This is a genomic window from Burkholderia sp. PU8-34 (genome assembly GCF_053427725.1).
Window position 1 is genome coordinate 89,982 of sequence record NZ_JBSAXC010000008.1, and the last position, 13,853, is coordinate 103,834.

At 67.9% G+C, this 13,853-nt stretch carries 11 protein-coding genes; 3 read left to right on the plus strand and 8 right to left on the minus strand.

Translation table 11 applies throughout. From position 1 onward, the window contains the following. Window position 1: 1 nt before the first annotated feature. Entirely contained in the window at window positions 2-1,054 is a 1,053-nt protein-coding gene (locus tag ACV22Z_RS19970; protein ID WP_448078246.1) for an RNA-guided endonuclease InsQ/TnpB family protein, read from the minus strand. Window positions 1,055-1,143: 89 nt separating this feature from the next. On the opposite strand from ACV22Z_RS19970, the gene fahA reads away from it, so the two are divergent. After that, the gene (fahA, locus tag ACV22Z_RS19975; protein ID WP_448078024.1) at window positions 1,144-2,451 is read left to right on the plus strand and encodes a fumarylacetoacetase; all 1,308 of its coding nucleotides are present in this window, start codon (window positions 1,144-1,146) and stop codon (window positions 2,449-2,451) included. 211 nt (window positions 2,452-2,662) lie between these two features. On the opposite strand, the gene ACV22Z_RS19980 is transcribed toward fahA, so the two are convergent. The 5 genes from ACV22Z_RS19980 to ACV22Z_RS20000 form a co-directional block, all read right to left on the minus strand. Then, window positions 2,663-3,823 carry an MFS transporter gene (locus tag ACV22Z_RS19980; protein WP_448078025.1) on the minus strand — a complete coding sequence of 387 codons (1,161 nt, stop codon included), beginning with the start codon at window positions 3,821-3,823 and terminating at the stop codon, window positions 2,663-2,665. 163 nt (window positions 3,824-3,986) lie between these two features. Continuing rightward, window positions 3,987-5,156: an MFS transporter gene (locus tag ACV22Z_RS19985; RefSeq protein ID WP_448078026.1), complete on the minus strand. Its 1,170-nt coding sequence runs from the start codon at window positions 5,154-5,156 to the stop codon at window positions 3,987-3,989. A 229-nt stretch (window positions 5,157-5,385) separates the two neighbouring features. Beyond that, window positions 5,386-6,222 (minus strand): 5,6-dimethylbenzimidazole synthase, encoded by an 837-nt coding sequence (bluB, locus tag ACV22Z_RS19990; protein ID WP_448078027.1) that lies wholly within the window; start codon window positions 6,220-6,222, stop codon window positions 5,386-5,388. A 153-nt stretch (window positions 6,223-6,375) separates the two neighbouring features. Then, the gene (locus ACV22Z_RS19995) at window positions 6,376-7,374 is read right to left on the minus strand and encodes a 2-hydroxyacid dehydrogenase (protein ID WP_448078028.1); all 999 of its coding nucleotides are present in this window, start codon (window positions 7,372-7,374) and stop codon (window positions 6,376-6,378) included. 30 nt (window positions 7,375-7,404) lie between these two features. After that, entirely contained in the window at window positions 7,405-8,388 is a 984-nt protein-coding gene (locus tag ACV22Z_RS20000) for a LysR family transcriptional regulator (RefSeq protein ID WP_448078029.1), read from the minus strand. A gap of 734 nt (window positions 8,389-9,122) precedes the next feature. Between ACV22Z_RS20000 and ACV22Z_RS20005 the strand changes: the two genes are divergently transcribed. Beyond that, window positions 9,123-10,334, plus strand: coding sequence for a pyridoxal-phosphate-dependent aminotransferase family protein (locus ACV22Z_RS20005; RefSeq protein WP_448078030.1), 1,212 nt, complete (start codon window positions 9,123-9,125; stop codon window positions 10,332-10,334). Between the two features lie 22 nt (window positions 10,335-10,356). Here the strand turns inward: ACV22Z_RS20005 and ACV22Z_RS20010 are convergent, their stop codons facing one another. Next, window positions 10,357-11,232 carry a helix-turn-helix domain-containing protein gene (locus tag ACV22Z_RS20010; RefSeq protein ID WP_448078247.1) on the minus strand — a complete coding sequence of 292 codons (876 nt, stop codon included), beginning with the start codon at window positions 11,230-11,232 and terminating at the stop codon, window positions 10,357-10,359. A gap of 245 nt (window positions 11,233-11,477) precedes the next feature. Between ACV22Z_RS20010 and ACV22Z_RS20015 the strand changes: the two genes are divergently transcribed. Further along, on the plus strand, window positions 11,478-12,368 hold the full coding sequence (locus ACV22Z_RS20015; RefSeq protein ID WP_448078031.1) for a DMT family transporter: 891 nt from the start codon (window positions 11,478-11,480) through the stop codon (window positions 12,366-12,368). An 11-nt stretch (window positions 12,369-12,379) separates the two neighbouring features. Here the strand turns inward: ACV22Z_RS20015 and ACV22Z_RS20020 are convergent, their stop codons facing one another. Next, window positions 12,380-13,594: an MFS transporter gene (locus ACV22Z_RS20020; RefSeq protein ID WP_448078032.1), complete on the minus strand. Its 1,215-nt coding sequence runs from the start codon at window positions 13,592-13,594 to the stop codon at window positions 12,380-12,382. Between the last annotated feature and the right edge of the window lie 259 nt (window positions 13,595-13,853).

A 13,853-nucleotide genomic window follows, 5' to 3' on the forward strand; every position in this document is an offset into this window, starting at 1 on the left:
CCTAAAGGGAGGCGATTCCCACGACTGGCGATGCACGTCCGCATCGGAGAATGTTCAACGCAGCGTTGGTATCTCGATCATGCACGACACCACAGCGATCGCAGGCCCATTCTCTTATTCGCAGTCCCGCGATACCTTTCGGCCGCGTCGTGCTGTCTGTCGACCCGCACGCCGAACAGGACTGGGTAGAACCGCTTTCGTTCACTTCCTCGAACGTGGCTCCGTGCGCCATCGCCTTGTAACGGAGCTTGTCCCGGAAGGACGACCAGGATGCGTCGTAGACGCTCTTCGCCATCCTGGTCTTGGCGAGTTTCGCGGCCGACACATTGCCGACCGCGATGTAGTCGAAGCGCCGCACCAGATCGAGCGCGAGCTTATGCTGGAAATCGGCGCGGGCATTGGCCACCTTGGCGTGCAGCTTCGCGATATGCCGCTTGTGCTTTCGCGCCCGTTGCGCCTTCGCCAGCTTATCGGCAGCACGCCGGCCGAACCGGTCATTGGGCAGCTTCTCGCCGGTCGAAAGTGTTGCGAAGTCTTTCAGGCCGAGATCGATACCGACACCGGAATGGATCGGACGCGCCGGAACATCGGGCATTTCGATCACGATATTGAGGAACCAGTTGCCGCGCGCGTCCTGTGCAAAACAAGTTCCGTCCTTGATCTTGCCTTCGGGCAGCGGGCGGCTGTTGAACACGCGGAAGGTGTTGCCGGCGAAGCGAAACGCATCGCCTTCACGCTTCAGGTCACGGCCCTTCAGCGGCACCCAGCCGAGCGATTTCCTGCCGCGATAGCGCAGGTAGGGGCGGCGGCGCTGGCTGCGCGACTTCGCATATTGCTCGCACGTGGCGTTGACCGTACCGGAGTGGATGCTGAGTTCCTTGCTGCTGCCGGTCGTCAGAACATTCAGGTCGAACCCCGTCGGCCACTTCTTGCTCCACTTGAGCGCGTGCTTCTGCGTGTCATTGCAGAAGTTCCACACGTAGTTCACCGCAAGGCTCTGCTTGTTAAGCAGTCCGTTGTGCGACTTCACCCGGTAGCGATAGACAAGAATCATGCCGGTCATCTTAACGTTGGAATGCCACTGTCAAACAGAGGCATCCCCTTCCTCCTCGCCGTCAATGGCGGGGTTTCTTGGAGCAACTGATGAGCGATACCCAAGACTGGCGCGCGACGCTCGACCCGGCCCGCAAGAGCTGGGTCGAAGCGGCGAACGATCCCGCGTGTGAATTCCCGATCCAGAATCTGCCGTTCGGCATCTTCAGTGATGCGAAGCAGGCGGCGCGGCGCGCGGGTGTCGCGCTCGGCGACCAGATCGTCGACCTCGCGGCGCTCGCGCGCGCGGGCCTCGTGACGTTGCCGGCCGGCGCCGGCGACGTGTTCGCGCAACCGACGCTGAACGCGTTCGTCGCGCTCGGCCGCGATGCATGGCGCAGCGTGCGCGTGCAGTTGAGCGAACTGTTTGCGCGTGATACCGCGCGGCTGCGCGACGATGCCGCGCTGCGCGCGCAAGTGCTCGTGCCGCAGCGCGACGCGCCGCTTCATCTGCCGGTCGACATTCCTGGCTATACGGATTTCTATTCGTCGAAGGAGCATGCGACCAACGTCGGCTCGATGTTCCGCGATCCGAAGAATGCGCTGCTGCCGAACTGGTCGGAGATGCCGATCGGCTATAACGGCCGCGCGTCGTCGGTGGTCGTGAGCGGCACGCCGGTGCGGCGCCCGAACGGCCAGCTGAAGCTGCCCGACCAGGAGCGCCCGGTGTTCGGCGCGTGCCGCAAGCTCGACATCGAACTGGAGACGGGCTTCATCGTCGGCCAGGGCAACGCGCTCGGCGAGCCGATCGCGTGCGAGGACGCGGAAGCGCACATCTTCGGGATGGTGCTGCTGAACGACTGGAGCGCGCGCGACATTCAGCAGTGGGAATACGTGCCGCTCGGGCCCTTCAACGCGAAGACGTTCGCGACGACGATCTCGCCGTGGATCGTCACGCTCGACGCGCTCGAACCGTTCCGCACCGCGCAGCCCGAGCAGGCGCCGCAGCCGCTGGCGTATCTGCAGCACGCGGGCAAGCATGCGTTCGACATCGCGCTCGAAGTGACGCTGCGCGCCGAAGGTGCGGACGAAGCGACGTCGATCTGCCGCACCAACTTCAAGCATATGTACTGGACGATGGCGCAGCAGCTCGCGCATCACACGGTCGCGGGTTGCAATACGCGGGTCGGCGACCTGATGGGTTCTGGCACGATCAGCGGACCGACGAAGGATTCGTTCGGCAGCCTGCTCGAACTGACGTGGAACGGCAAGGAGCCGATCGCGCTGACGGGTGGCGGCAGCCGTGCGTTCCTCGAGGACGGCGACGAGCTGACGCTCAGCGGCTGGTGTCAGGGCGACGGTTATCGGGTCGGCTTCGGCGCGTGCGTCGGGAAGATCCTGCCGGCGCTGAAGGCGTAACGCGTAACGCGTGCGTCGGGAGGATTCAGTCGGCGTCGAAGGCGTAACGCATAACGCGTGCGTCGGGAAGATTCAGCTGGCGTCGAAGGCGTAACGCATAACGTGTCACGCGCGACGCATGTCGCACATGCGCTCGACGGCCCGCATCGCGCGGGCCGTCGCCATTTCCGGCGTGTGACAGTCGTTTCGGCGACTCGACCGCGCGCCGTCGTCAGACCGCACGCTGCAACGCGGCGCGGCGCTCCCACAGCGCGGCGGCGACGAACGCCGCGACGCAGACGAGCAGCACGCCGACGAGTGCGTTGCTGCCCAATTGCTCCATCAACGCGCCCGCGACGAGCGGGCCGCCGAAGCTCGCGGCGCTCCACGACGCCGACACGAGCGAGCTCGCGGTGACGAGCGCGGCGCCGCGGAAGCGTTCGCCGCAGGCGACGAGCGACAGCGTGTAGATGCTGCCCGCGGCTGCGCCGAGCACGAACAGCAGCGGCCACGACAGCCACGGATTCGTGACGGCGAACGGCAGCAGCGGCAGGCCCGCGAGCACGACCCAGCCGGCGCCGAGGTGCACGCGCTCGCGGCCGAGCTTGTCCGCGAGCCAGCCGATCGGGAACTGCATCGCGGTATCGCCGAACAGCATGATCGACGCGAGCAGCACCGCGGTCCCGCTCGCGACGCCGTGATCCATCGCGTAGAGCGGCAGCAGCGACAGCGCTAGCGTATCGAACAGCGCGAAGAAGCCGGTGCCGATGATCAGTGCCGGCATGCGCGGCAGCACGCTGCGCCAGTGGTCGTGGTCCGCGTGATGCGCGTCGCCGTCGCCGAGCGGCGCGCGGCGGATCGACGCGAGCGACGGCAGCGCGAGCAGGAACAGCGCGCCGCACAGCGCGAAGCGGATGCCGGCGAAGCCCGCGATCTGGCTGACGAGCACCGGGCCCGCCATCTGGAACAGCGTGAAGTTGGTCGCGTAGATCGCGACGACGCGGCCGCGCGTCCTGTCGTCGGCGAGCTGGTTGACCCACGCCTCGCCGATCGTGAACAGCAGCATCAGCGCCGCGCCGCACAGCACGCGCAGCACGCCCCACACGACGAGGTTCGACGTGAATTGCATCAGCGCCGTGGCCGCGGCGAGCAGCAGCACCGACACGACGATCGCGCGGCGCGCGCCGATGCGCCGCGCGAGTGCGGTGACGAACGGCACGATCGCGAGGCCGCCGCCGGCCTGCGCGGCCGTCAGCATGCCGACGATGTTGGTGCCGTGCCCGGCTTCGGTCAGTGCGAGTGCGGTGAGGGGGAGGGTAGCGCCGGTGCCCAGGCCGACGACCGCAACGCTCATGATGAGCGCGAGGAAATCTCGATTAATAATGGCTTTCATCGGGCGGGATGCTACACCGGCGGGCTGCATCGGTCCATGAAGGCCATCAGGTGTGCGGTGCGCGCGCGCACCGGCGGCGCGCCGCGCGGCCGGGCCTGCAAACTCATCGCCTTCCTGAGCGCGGAAACGTGCATTGACCGCCGCATTGCGGTGTCGATCTCCGTCACACGTATTCGGTCGGCGTGGCGACCGGGCGGCGCTCGAGCGACGCCGACCAAAGCGTGAGCGCGAGTGCCGCGACAGCCATCGCGACGCCGACCCACGGCAGGTTCACGAGCGGGATGCCGGCGCCGATGGCCATGCCGCCGAGCCATGCGCCCGTCGCGTTGCCGAGGTTGAACGCGCCCTGGTTCAGCGTGGAGGCGAGGTTCGGCGCGTCGCTCGCGCGATCGACGATCAGGATCTGCAGCGGCGGCACGATCGCGAACGCGAGCATCCCCCACACGAAGATCGTCGCGAGCGCGGCGAACGGCACGTGCATCGTGCCCGCGAACAACGCGAGCACGACGCCGATCAGCGCGAGCGACACGATCAGCGACGGCATCCGGCGCCAGTCGGCGAGCTTGCCGCCGAGCGTGCCGCCGACCGTCAGCCCGAGGCCGAACAGCAGCAGCACGTAGGTGACCTGGCGCGGCGAGAAGCCCGTGACGTCCTCGAGGATCGGCGTGATGTACGTGAACACGCTGAACAGGCTCGCAGACGCAAGCACGCTGATGCCGAGCACCATCAGCACCTGCGGGTGCTTCAGCACGCCGAATTCGCGCGTGATGCTCGTTTCCGGCATCGCGAGGTGCTTCGGCAGGCAGACCGCCAGCGCGGCGGCCGCGGCGATGCCGATGCCGGTCACCGCCCAGAACGTCGCGCGCCAGCCGTACGCCTGGCCGAGCGCGGTGCCGAGCGGCACGCCGAGCACGTTCGCGAGCGTGAGCCCCGTGAACATCAGCGCGATCGCCTGCGCGCGGCGGTTCGGCGCGACGAGATTGCTCGCGACCACCGAGCCGATGCCGAAGAACGCGCCGTGGCAGAACGCGGTGACGATGCGCGCGGCCATCAGCACTTCATAGCCCGGCGCGATCGCGCAGAACAGGTTGCCCGCGATGAACAGGCCGATCAGTCCCATCAGCGCGCGCTTGCGTGGCATCTTCGCGGTGACGACGGCGAGGATCGGCGCGCCGATCGTCACGCCGAGCGCGTAGCCGGACACGAGCATCCCGGCGGCCGGGATCGACACGCCTAGGTCGCGCGCGACGTTGGGCAGCAGCCCCATGATCACGAATTCGGTGGTACCGATTCCAAATGCGGCGACGGCAAGGGCAAAGAGAGGTAAAGGCATTGCGGTGGGCCCGGAGAAAGCCGCCGGGCGCGGGATGCGCAACGCAGGCGGACGGAAGACGTCAGCCGCGATTCTACTTCAGTGAAAACCCTTATGTTTGGGGCTCGAACGGCTGTTGCCGGCTTGCGACGGCGCGCCAGGCAAATGTCCACAATCTGGGATGGCGCGCGGCCCGGCGGGGTGTGGATAACCGGGGCGCAATAACAGTGTGGGCGCTGTGGGCGGATGCTCAGATGGCGTTTCGTGCCGGCGTGGCGGCTTCTCCGGACGCCTCTGATGCTCGAGACTTGCCGGCTTCTCCGGCTTCTCCGGCTTCTCCGGCTTCTCCGGACTCGACGGCCTCGACGGCCTCGACGGCCTCGACGGACTCGACGGACTCGACGGATTCGATGGACTTGATGGATTCGATGGATTCGCCGGTTTCACCCGCCGCGCCGTTCCACCCGTTTTCGAACACGCACGCTTCGAGCGGCATCCGCGCGGCCCAGCGCTCCTCCTCGAGCATCGGCTTCGCATAGAACGCATCGACATGCCCGAGACAGAGCACCGCGATCGGCTTCGCGCCGTCGGGCATCCCGAGCAGCGTGCGCAGCGCGTCGACGTCGAACAGCGACACCCAGCCCATTCCGAGCCCCTCGGCACGCGCCGCGAGCCACATGTTCTGGATCGCGCAGGCGGCGGACGCGAGATCCATCTCCGGCAGCGTGCGGCGGCCGAACACGTGGCGCTCGCGGCCGTCGGTCAGCGCGACGACCAGCAGTTCGCCGCATTCGCGCACGCCTTCGACCTTGAGCCGCATGAATTCGTCCTGGCGCTCGCCGAGCGCGTCGGCGGTCGCGCGGCGTTCGGCCTCGACGAGCGAGTGGATGCGCGTGCGCAATGCCGAATCGGTGATGCGGATGAAGCGCCACGGCTGCATGAAGCCGACGCTCGGCGCGTGGTGGGCCGCGCGCAGCAGCCGGGCGAGCACCTCGGGATCGACGGGCGCCGGCGTGAAATGGCGCATGTCGCGCCGCTCGAAGATGGCGCGGTAGACAGCGGCGAGGGCGGGATCGTCGAAACGCATGGGCGGCAGCAGGGATGGCGTCGGCGCAACGATAGCAGACCGCGGGCCGCCGGCGTTACATCAGGCGAAACGAAAGGGCGAATTGATGGCGAACGGGAAACGTCGCGCGAACCGGCTGGCGACCGGAACGCGGGCGCGTTCGCCGCCGCGCCGTCACCGATTCGACGCGACGACGTTCTGCGGCGTCCCCGCGTGCCACGCTTCGATGTTGACGAGCGTCGTGTGCGCGATCTCGGCGAGCGCCTCGCGCGTGAAGAACGCCTGGTGCGACGTGACGATCACGTTCGGGAACGTCAGGAGCCGTGCGAGCACGTCGTCCTGCAGCGGCTGGTCCGAGTGATCCTCGAAGAAAAGGCCGCCTTCCTCCTCGTACACGTCGAGCCCGAGATGGCCGAGCTGGCCGCTCTTCAGCGCATCGATCAGCGCCGGCGCGTCGACGAGCGCGCCGCGGCCGGTGTTGATCAGCATCGCGCCGTGCTTCATCTGCGCGAGCGTGCGTGCGTTGATCAGGTGGTGCGTCGACGGCAGCAGCGGACAGTGCAGGCTCACGATGTCGGCGTGGCGCAGCAGCTCGTCGAGCCCGACGTAGCGGGCGCCGAACGCGATCAGCTCGTCGTTGTACGGCGGCACCGAGTGCGCGAGCACGTGCATCCCGAAGCCCATCATGATCTTCGCGAACACGCTGCCGATGATGCCCGTGCCGATCACGCCGACCGTCTTGCCCTGCAGGTCGAAGCCGAGCAGGCCGTTCAGCGAGAAGTCGCCTTCGCGGGTGCGCGCGACGGCGCGCGGCAGCCGGCGGTTGAGCGCGAGGATCAGCGCGACCGCGTGCTCGGCGACCGCATGCGGCGAATAGGCGGGAACGCGCACGACCGTGATGCCGAGCCGCTCGGCGGCGGCGAGATCGACATGATTGAAGCCCGCCGAGCGCAGCGCGATGAGCCGCGTGCCGCCGTCCGCGAGCCGTTCGAGCACCGCCGCATCGACAGTGTCGTTGACGAACGGGCAGACGACCTCGTAGCCGTGCGCGAGGATCGCGGTCTCGGCGTCGAGATGCGACGGCTGGAAGTGCAGCCGGTAGCCGAACTGCCGGTTCGCGGCGATAAACGATTCGTCGTCGTACTGACGGCTGCTGAACAGGATCACGCGCACGCTGGACCTCCGGGGGCTGACGCGCGCAGTTTACTGCAGACCCGTGACGATGTTGGCACGATCGGGCGCGCGCGACTCGTGCAGGAACGCGTAGCCGGCGTGCGTGCGGGCCGCCTGCGTGCCGAAATGGTCGAGCGCATGCTCGACGAAACTGCGGGTGCGCGCGGGCACGAACTGACGGTTCGGGTAGACGAGCGACAGCTGCGCGTCCGGATCGTCGATCCGGTAGCCGGGCAGGATCCGCACGAGCGCGCCGTTGTCGAGCGCGTCGGCGGCGAGGTCTTCGGGCAGCACCGCGAGACCCGAGCCCGCGACGGCCGCAGCAAGGACGAGCGACAGCTGGTTGACCGTGCAGACGGGGCGCACCGTGACCGCATGCGTCGCGTCGTCCGGCCCGCGCAGCCGCCACGCGGACGCGTGCTGGTGCTGCGCGAGCGCGACCCAGTCGTGGCGCGGCAGGTCGTCGGGGGCGCGCGGCTCGCCGCGGCGTTCGAGATACGCGGGCGCTGCGCACGCGACGAGCGTGTTCGGCGCGAGCGCGTGGCCGATCAGCGCCGGGTTGCCGTCGAGCCGGTTGCCGGTGACGATGCCGACGTCGTAGCCCGACTCGAGCACGTCGAGCGGGCCTTCGGCGATCGTGAGCTGTACGCGCACCTGCGGATAGAGGCGCTGGAAGCCGGTGACGAGCGGCGTCAGCGCGAGCGGCGACAGCAGGCCGGACGCGATGACGCGCAGCGTGCCGACCGGTTCGCGCACCGCGTGCGTGACCGACGCCTCGAGGTGGTCGAATTCCTCGAGCAGCGCACGGCATCCGTCGAGATAGCGCACCCCCGCTTCGGTGAGCGACAGGTTACGCGTCGTGCGGTGGATCAGCCGCGTGTTCAGATGGCCCTCCAGCATCGCGATCGAGCGCGTGACGAGCGCGTTCGACACGCCGAGTTGATGCGCTGCGCGCCGGAAGCTCTGCTGCTCGGCGACGCAGACGAATACACGCATGGTCTGAATCTGGTTCATGGCTTGTGTATTTTTGGCCCGGTTGATTGATTTTGGTTGTGATTTCCTGTTGCGCAAGACGCAATAAGCGACGCGCAACGCTCATTTCGCACCCGTTTTGCCTCGTGTCGAAAATGGGATTTAGATTACGTCGGAGATTGTTCATTACAGCAGTGTAATTCGTCAACCTGAGAAAAAGGGCGGGTTGCGAAAAATCGGGTGCGGGCGTATTGGCGGCGGCGACGGATCGCGATCGCCGTGACCGGCGAGCGCGTATGGCGTGTTTCGACGCATCTCGCATGAATGAATAAAAAGTCGCTTATCAATCAAGTAATTGGCGGTGAGTGGCGTGTGTGTTGTCGCCGATTTTTGGAATTCGATGGCAATGCCGGCTGCTTTGGCGGATTTTTTCGATGGTCGGGGGATTTGCGTGTCAATTCGCCCGCGTTGATTTTTTTGGGCTGCGTGATTTTTTGCGGCGGCGCGGAACGGGGGTTCAATGGGAACGGTTCGCGAGTCGCATCGGCGTGACGGAGAAAATCGCGGGCATGGAACCGTTTTGCGGCGGATTCGGATATGACGTGCTAATGCGCGGGAGAATCGGATGGCGCCGGCGCCCGGCTGCGGCGACGGCGCGTGGCGTTCGACGGGATCGCGCGTGCCTCTTGCGCAATGCAGCGGAACGGGGAATCATCGATCAATTCGCCACGATGCGCGGCGAGCGAGCGTTTTCCTTTCTTCACCCGATTTCAGCCATGTCCATCGATTATTCGCCGATTCCCTGTCCCGTCGTCGTGCCGCTCGACGCGATCCTGCCCGAAGAACCGCTGCTGATGATGGGGGCCGGCCCGGTTCCGATCCCGGCCGCCGTCGCGAAGGCGAACACGATCGTGATCAACCACCTCGGCGCGACGATGGCGAAGGTCATCGAACAGGTGAAGGAAATGGCGCGCTACGTGTTCCAGACCCGCACGAAGTGGGTGCTCGGCGTGGCGGGCCCCGGCTCGGCGGCGATGGAAATGGCGATGTCGAACCTCGCGTGGCGCGGCACGCGCGTGCTGTCGATCAGGAACGGCTTCTTCAGCGCGCGGATGGCCGAGATGGCGACGCGCGTCGGCGCCGACGTCGCGGTGCTGGAAGTGCCCGACCGCGCGGTCGCGAGCCTGGACGAGATTGCCGACGCGATCGCGCGCGAGCGTCCCGAGATCGTCACGATCGTGCATGGCGAGACGTCCAACACCGTGTGGAACCGCGACCTGCGCGACATCGCGGCGCTCGCGAAGGCGGCGGGCGCGCTCGTCGTCGTCGACGCGGTGTGCACGCTGTCGACGATGCCGCTCGAGATGGACGCGTGGGACATCGACGCGGTAATCACCGGTGGGCAGAAGGGCCTGTCGTCGATTCCGGGCGTGTCGCTGATCGCGTTCTCCGACGCCGCATGGGAGCGGATGAAGAACCGCCCCGAGCCGAACGCGCACTGGTGCCTCGACATGGCGCTCGCCGAGAACTTCTGGCACAACGCCGGCTATCACTACACGGCACCCGTGTCGGGCGTGCTCGCGCTGCACGAGGCGCTGCGGCTCGTCTGCGCGGAGACGCTCGAAAGCCGCTTCGCGCGGCACCTGCGCTGCTCGCTTGCACTGCAGGCGGGCGTCGAGGCGATGGGGCTCAAGCTCTATGCGCCGAAGTCGTGCCGGCTCAATTCGGTGGTCGGCATCGAGACGCCGGAGGGCCTCACGCCGGGCATGATCTGCGGACATATCTCCAAGCAGTACCAGGTCGAGATCTCCGGCTCGTTCGGCCTGCCGATCGTGCGGATCGGCCAGATGGGCGAGCAGTGCCGCGAACACAACCTGTTCCGCACGCTGCACGCGTTCGGCCGCACGATGGTCGACCTGAAGGTGCCGGTGGACCTGCCGGCCGGCGTCGCCGCGCTCGAGCAGGAACTGTCGCGGCGCGGGGAGTAAGCGGCAAGCGGCGGGGCGGGCCTCAGCGTCCCTGCATCGCGCGCCGGTACGTATTCGGCGTCGTGCCGTGCGCTTCGCGGAAGCGATGGCTGAAATGGCCGGCGTTCGCATAGCCGCATGCGGCCGCGACCTGCGCGAGCGGCAGCGGCGTCGTGCGCAGCAGCAGGCGCGCGCGCGCCAGCCGCTGCTCGGCGATCCACGCGTGCGGCGCGCGGCCGAACGACAGCCGGAACATCCGCGAGAAGTGGTATTCCGATAGCGCGGCCACGCCGGCGAGTTCGCCGAGCGTCAGCGGCTGCGTCAGGTGGGCGTCGATATAGTCGCGCACGCGGCGGCGCACGGCGGGCGCGAGGCCGCCCTTGAATGGCGCGTCGGTGTTCATCGTGCTCTGCCCGCGCAGCAGCAGGCTCAGCACGTCGTGTGCGGTTTCGTTCGTCCGCAGCCGGCCGTCGGCATCGTCCCAGCGCTCCAGCGCGAGCGAGCGGACCAGCGACGCGACCTGCGCATCCTCGAAATAGGTGCGGTCGGCGAGCTTCAGCTCGCGCGGCTCGCGGTCGAGCTCGCGGATCGCGCGTTGCGTGAAGTGCTCGGGCAGGAAGTACAGGTGGACGAAGTGCATCTCGCCGCGCACCCACCAGCGCGATTCGTGGTCGCCCGGCAGCGCGCACAGCAGGCTCGGCGCGCCGTAGCGCGGCACCTTCTGGCGCTCGGTCCGGTAGCCGCCGTCGAGGTAGCACGACAGCGTGTGGTGGCCGGGCTGCTCGTAGACCGTCTCGGCTTCTTCGGTGATCCGCGTCCATTCGGCGATCGCGAGATGGTCGCCGAGCCATGCGAAGCGCTCGAGCGTCGCATTCGCCTCGGCGAGCGTGCGGCATACCGACTGCAGGCCGAACGGCATCGCGCCGGCAACGGCGTTCGCGTCAGCGGCAGCGGCGTTGGCGGCCGCGGCGGGCGACGCGGCGGGCAGGTCGGGAGGCTGGATGCGCATGATGGCCGAGTATAAGCGCGCCGGTCGCGGCCCGCTCCGGTCGCCGAAAAAGACCGCAATTCCGGACAATCGGCGCGCGCCGCGCGGCGGCATAGTCGGACGTCCCGCTTTCGTTCCGGCGCTTTCATTCCTGCGCCGCTATTCCGGTCCCCGTCATGAACCTGTCGCTCTACCTCGTCACCGTCCTGATCTGGGGCACCACCTGGATCGCCATCAAGTGGCAGCTCGGCAGCGTGCCGCCGCCCGTGTCGATCGCGTGGCGCTTCTGGCTCGCTGCGGCCGTCATGTTCGTGTTGCTGCGCGCGATGCGCCGGCCCATCCGGCCGCCGCGCGAAGCGTGGCGCTACCTCGCCGCGCAGGGCTTCGCGCTGTTCTGCCTGAATTTCCTGTGCTTCTACTACGCGGAACGGGTCGTGCCGAGCGGGCTCGTCGCGGTGATCTTCTCGACCGCGCCGCTGCTCAACTCGATCAACGGCCGGTTGTTCATGGGCCGCCCGCTGCGATCGTCGGCGGTCGCGGGCGCGCTGCTCGGCCTGGCCGGCATCGCGTGCCTGTTCTGGCAGCAGATGGCGGGCCATCTGGACGATCACGCGACGTGGATCGGCCTCGCGATCGCGTTCGCGGGCACGATGTGCTTCTCGGCGGGCAACCTGCTGTCGAGCCGCATGCAGTCGATGGGGCTCCATCCGCTCGCGACCAACGGCTGGGCGATGCTGATCGGCGCGACGATCCTGACCGTCGGCAGCGCCGCGGCGGGGCTGTCGTTCGCGATCGACCCGAGCCCGCGCTACGTCGGCGCGCTCGTGTATCTCGCGGTGCCCGGCTCGGTGATCGGGTTCACCGCGTACCTGACCCTCGTCGGCCGCATCGGGCCGGAACGGGCCGCGTATTGCACGGTGCTGTTTCCGATCGTCGCGCTGGCCGTGTCGACGGTGTTCGAGGGCTACCAGTGGTCGCCGCTCGCGGTGGTGGGGCTGTTGCTGGTGCTGGCCGGCAATCTGGTCGCGTTCGACCTGACGCGGCGGCTGTCTCTGCGGACGGCCTGACTGTTTCCCGTTCAGGCTGCCGCGCCGCTCGCGGCGACGCGGGTCTGCCGCTGATACAGCAGCACTGAAAGCGCGACGCCGGCCGCCGACGCAACCGCCGCGAACAGGAACACCTGCGGATAGCCGAATGCGCCGGCGACATAGCCGGCGAGCGGCCCCGTGATGCCGAGCGACAGGTCGAGGAACACGGAATACGCGGACAGCGCCGCGCCGCGGCTGGCGGGTGGCACGAGCGCGACCGCCTCGACGCCGAGCGCGGGGAAGATCAGCGCGAAGCCGAAACCGGTCAGCGCCGCGCCGACCAGCGCGACGTGCGGCAGCGGCGCGAGCCACAGCAGCAGCAGCCCCGAGCATTCGAACGCGAACGACACGATCGCGACGCGGAAGCCGCCGTAGGTCTTGATCGTGTTCGCGAACAGCAGGCGTGCGCCGATGAACAGCGTGCCGAACACGGTCAGCGACAGCGCGGCGTTCGGCCAGTGGCGCGCCGCGTAGTACAGCGTGATGAAGGTCGCGATCGAGCCGAAGCCGGCCGAGCCGAGCGCGAGGCCGAGGCCGTGCGGCAGCACGCGCGTGAACACGCTCGCATAGGACATCCGCTCGCCGTGCACGACCGGCACCGGCGCGATCAGGCGCGCGAGGTAGTAGCCGAGTACCGCGAGCGCGATCACGATCACGCCGATCAGCGCGGGATTCAGCGTATGCGCGATCGCGACGCCGATCGGCGCGCCGAGCGCGAGCGCGCCGTAGGTCGCGATGCCGTTCCACGAGATCACCTTCGCGTTGTGCGCGATCCCGACGCGGCCGATCCCCCACAGGATCGCGCCGGTGCCGCACAGGCTTTCTCCGACACCCAGCACGAGCCGGCTCGCGACCAGCAGCACGAGGCTCGCGGCGGGCCAGTGCGCGAGCAGCAGCGCGACGAGCAGCAGCACGCCCGACACGCCGCAGCCGATCAGCCCGCGCACCACCGTCTGCTTCGGGCCGAGCGAATCGGCGAAGCGCCCGGCGAGCGGCCGCGACGCGAGCGTCGCGAAATACTGCACGCTGATCGCCGCGCCCGCGACGATCGCGGAGAAGCCGAGGTCGTCATGGACGAAGCCCGGCAGCACCGCGAGCGGCAGGCCGATCGTCAGGTAGCAGATGAACGTGAAGCAGACGACGGAGATGATCTGCAGCGTGACGGCAAACCCGCTGCGCGGCGTTGAGGGGGAATCGGTGGGCATGGGGTCGGAACGGATGAGCGAACGGAACGGACGGCGGCGAAAATGGAATCGGGATTTTCCCATGGAACCGGTTTTCCCGCAGGTACCATTTAGTTAATCAGGACCTGTTTCCGCCGCTGTCCGCCGATGGCGATCCCGCCCCGGCAGAGGTTCCGGACGATCGGGCGGAACATGCTTTCCGGGCGCGAACGGGCTCCTGGCGCCATATCGCCGCAGTTATATGGGCCGCATGCGTGATGGGCTATGGGTTGCGGAATTT

What these genes read in the sequence shown, in the direction of transcription:
- ACV22Z_RS19970 (WP_448078246.1), bottom strand. Translation starts at nt 1,054, where the DNA reads ATGATTCTTGTCTATCGCTACCGGGTGAAGTCGCACAACGGACTGCTT.
- fahA (WP_448078024.1), top strand. Translation starts at nt 1,144, where the DNA reads ATGAGCGATACCCAAGACTGGCGCGCGACGCTCGACCCGGCCCGCAAG.
- ACV22Z_RS19980 (WP_448078025.1), bottom strand. Translation starts at nt 3,823, where the DNA reads ATGAAAGCCATTATTAATCGAGATTTCCTCGCGCTCATCATGAGCGTT.
- ACV22Z_RS19985 (WP_448078026.1), bottom strand. Translation starts at nt 5,156, where the DNA reads ATGCCTTTACCTCTCTTTGCCCTTGCCGTCGCCGCATTTGGAATCGGT.
- bluB (WP_448078027.1), bottom strand. Translation starts at nt 6,222, where the DNA reads ATGCGTTTCGACGATCCCGCCCTCGCCGCTGTCTACCGCGCCATCTTC.
- ACV22Z_RS20000 (WP_448078029.1), bottom strand. Translation starts at nt 8,388, where the DNA reads ATGAACCAGATTCAGACCATGCGTGTATTCGTCTGCGTCGCCGAGCAG.
- ACV22Z_RS20005 (WP_448078030.1), top strand. Translation starts at nt 9,123, where the DNA reads ATGTCCATCGATTATTCGCCGATTCCCTGTCCCGTCGTCGTGCCGCTC.
- ACV22Z_RS20010 (WP_448078247.1), bottom strand. Translation starts at nt 11,232, where the DNA reads ATGCCGTTCGGCCTGCAGTCGGTATGCCGCACGCTCGCCGAGGCGAAT.
- ACV22Z_RS20015 (WP_448078031.1), top strand. Translation starts at nt 11,478, where the DNA reads ATGAACCTGTCGCTCTACCTCGTCACCGTCCTGATCTGGGGCACCACC.
- ACV22Z_RS20020 (WP_448078032.1), bottom strand. Translation starts at nt 13,594, where the DNA reads ATGCCCACCGATTCCCCCTCAACGCCGCGCAGCGGGTTTGCCGTCACG.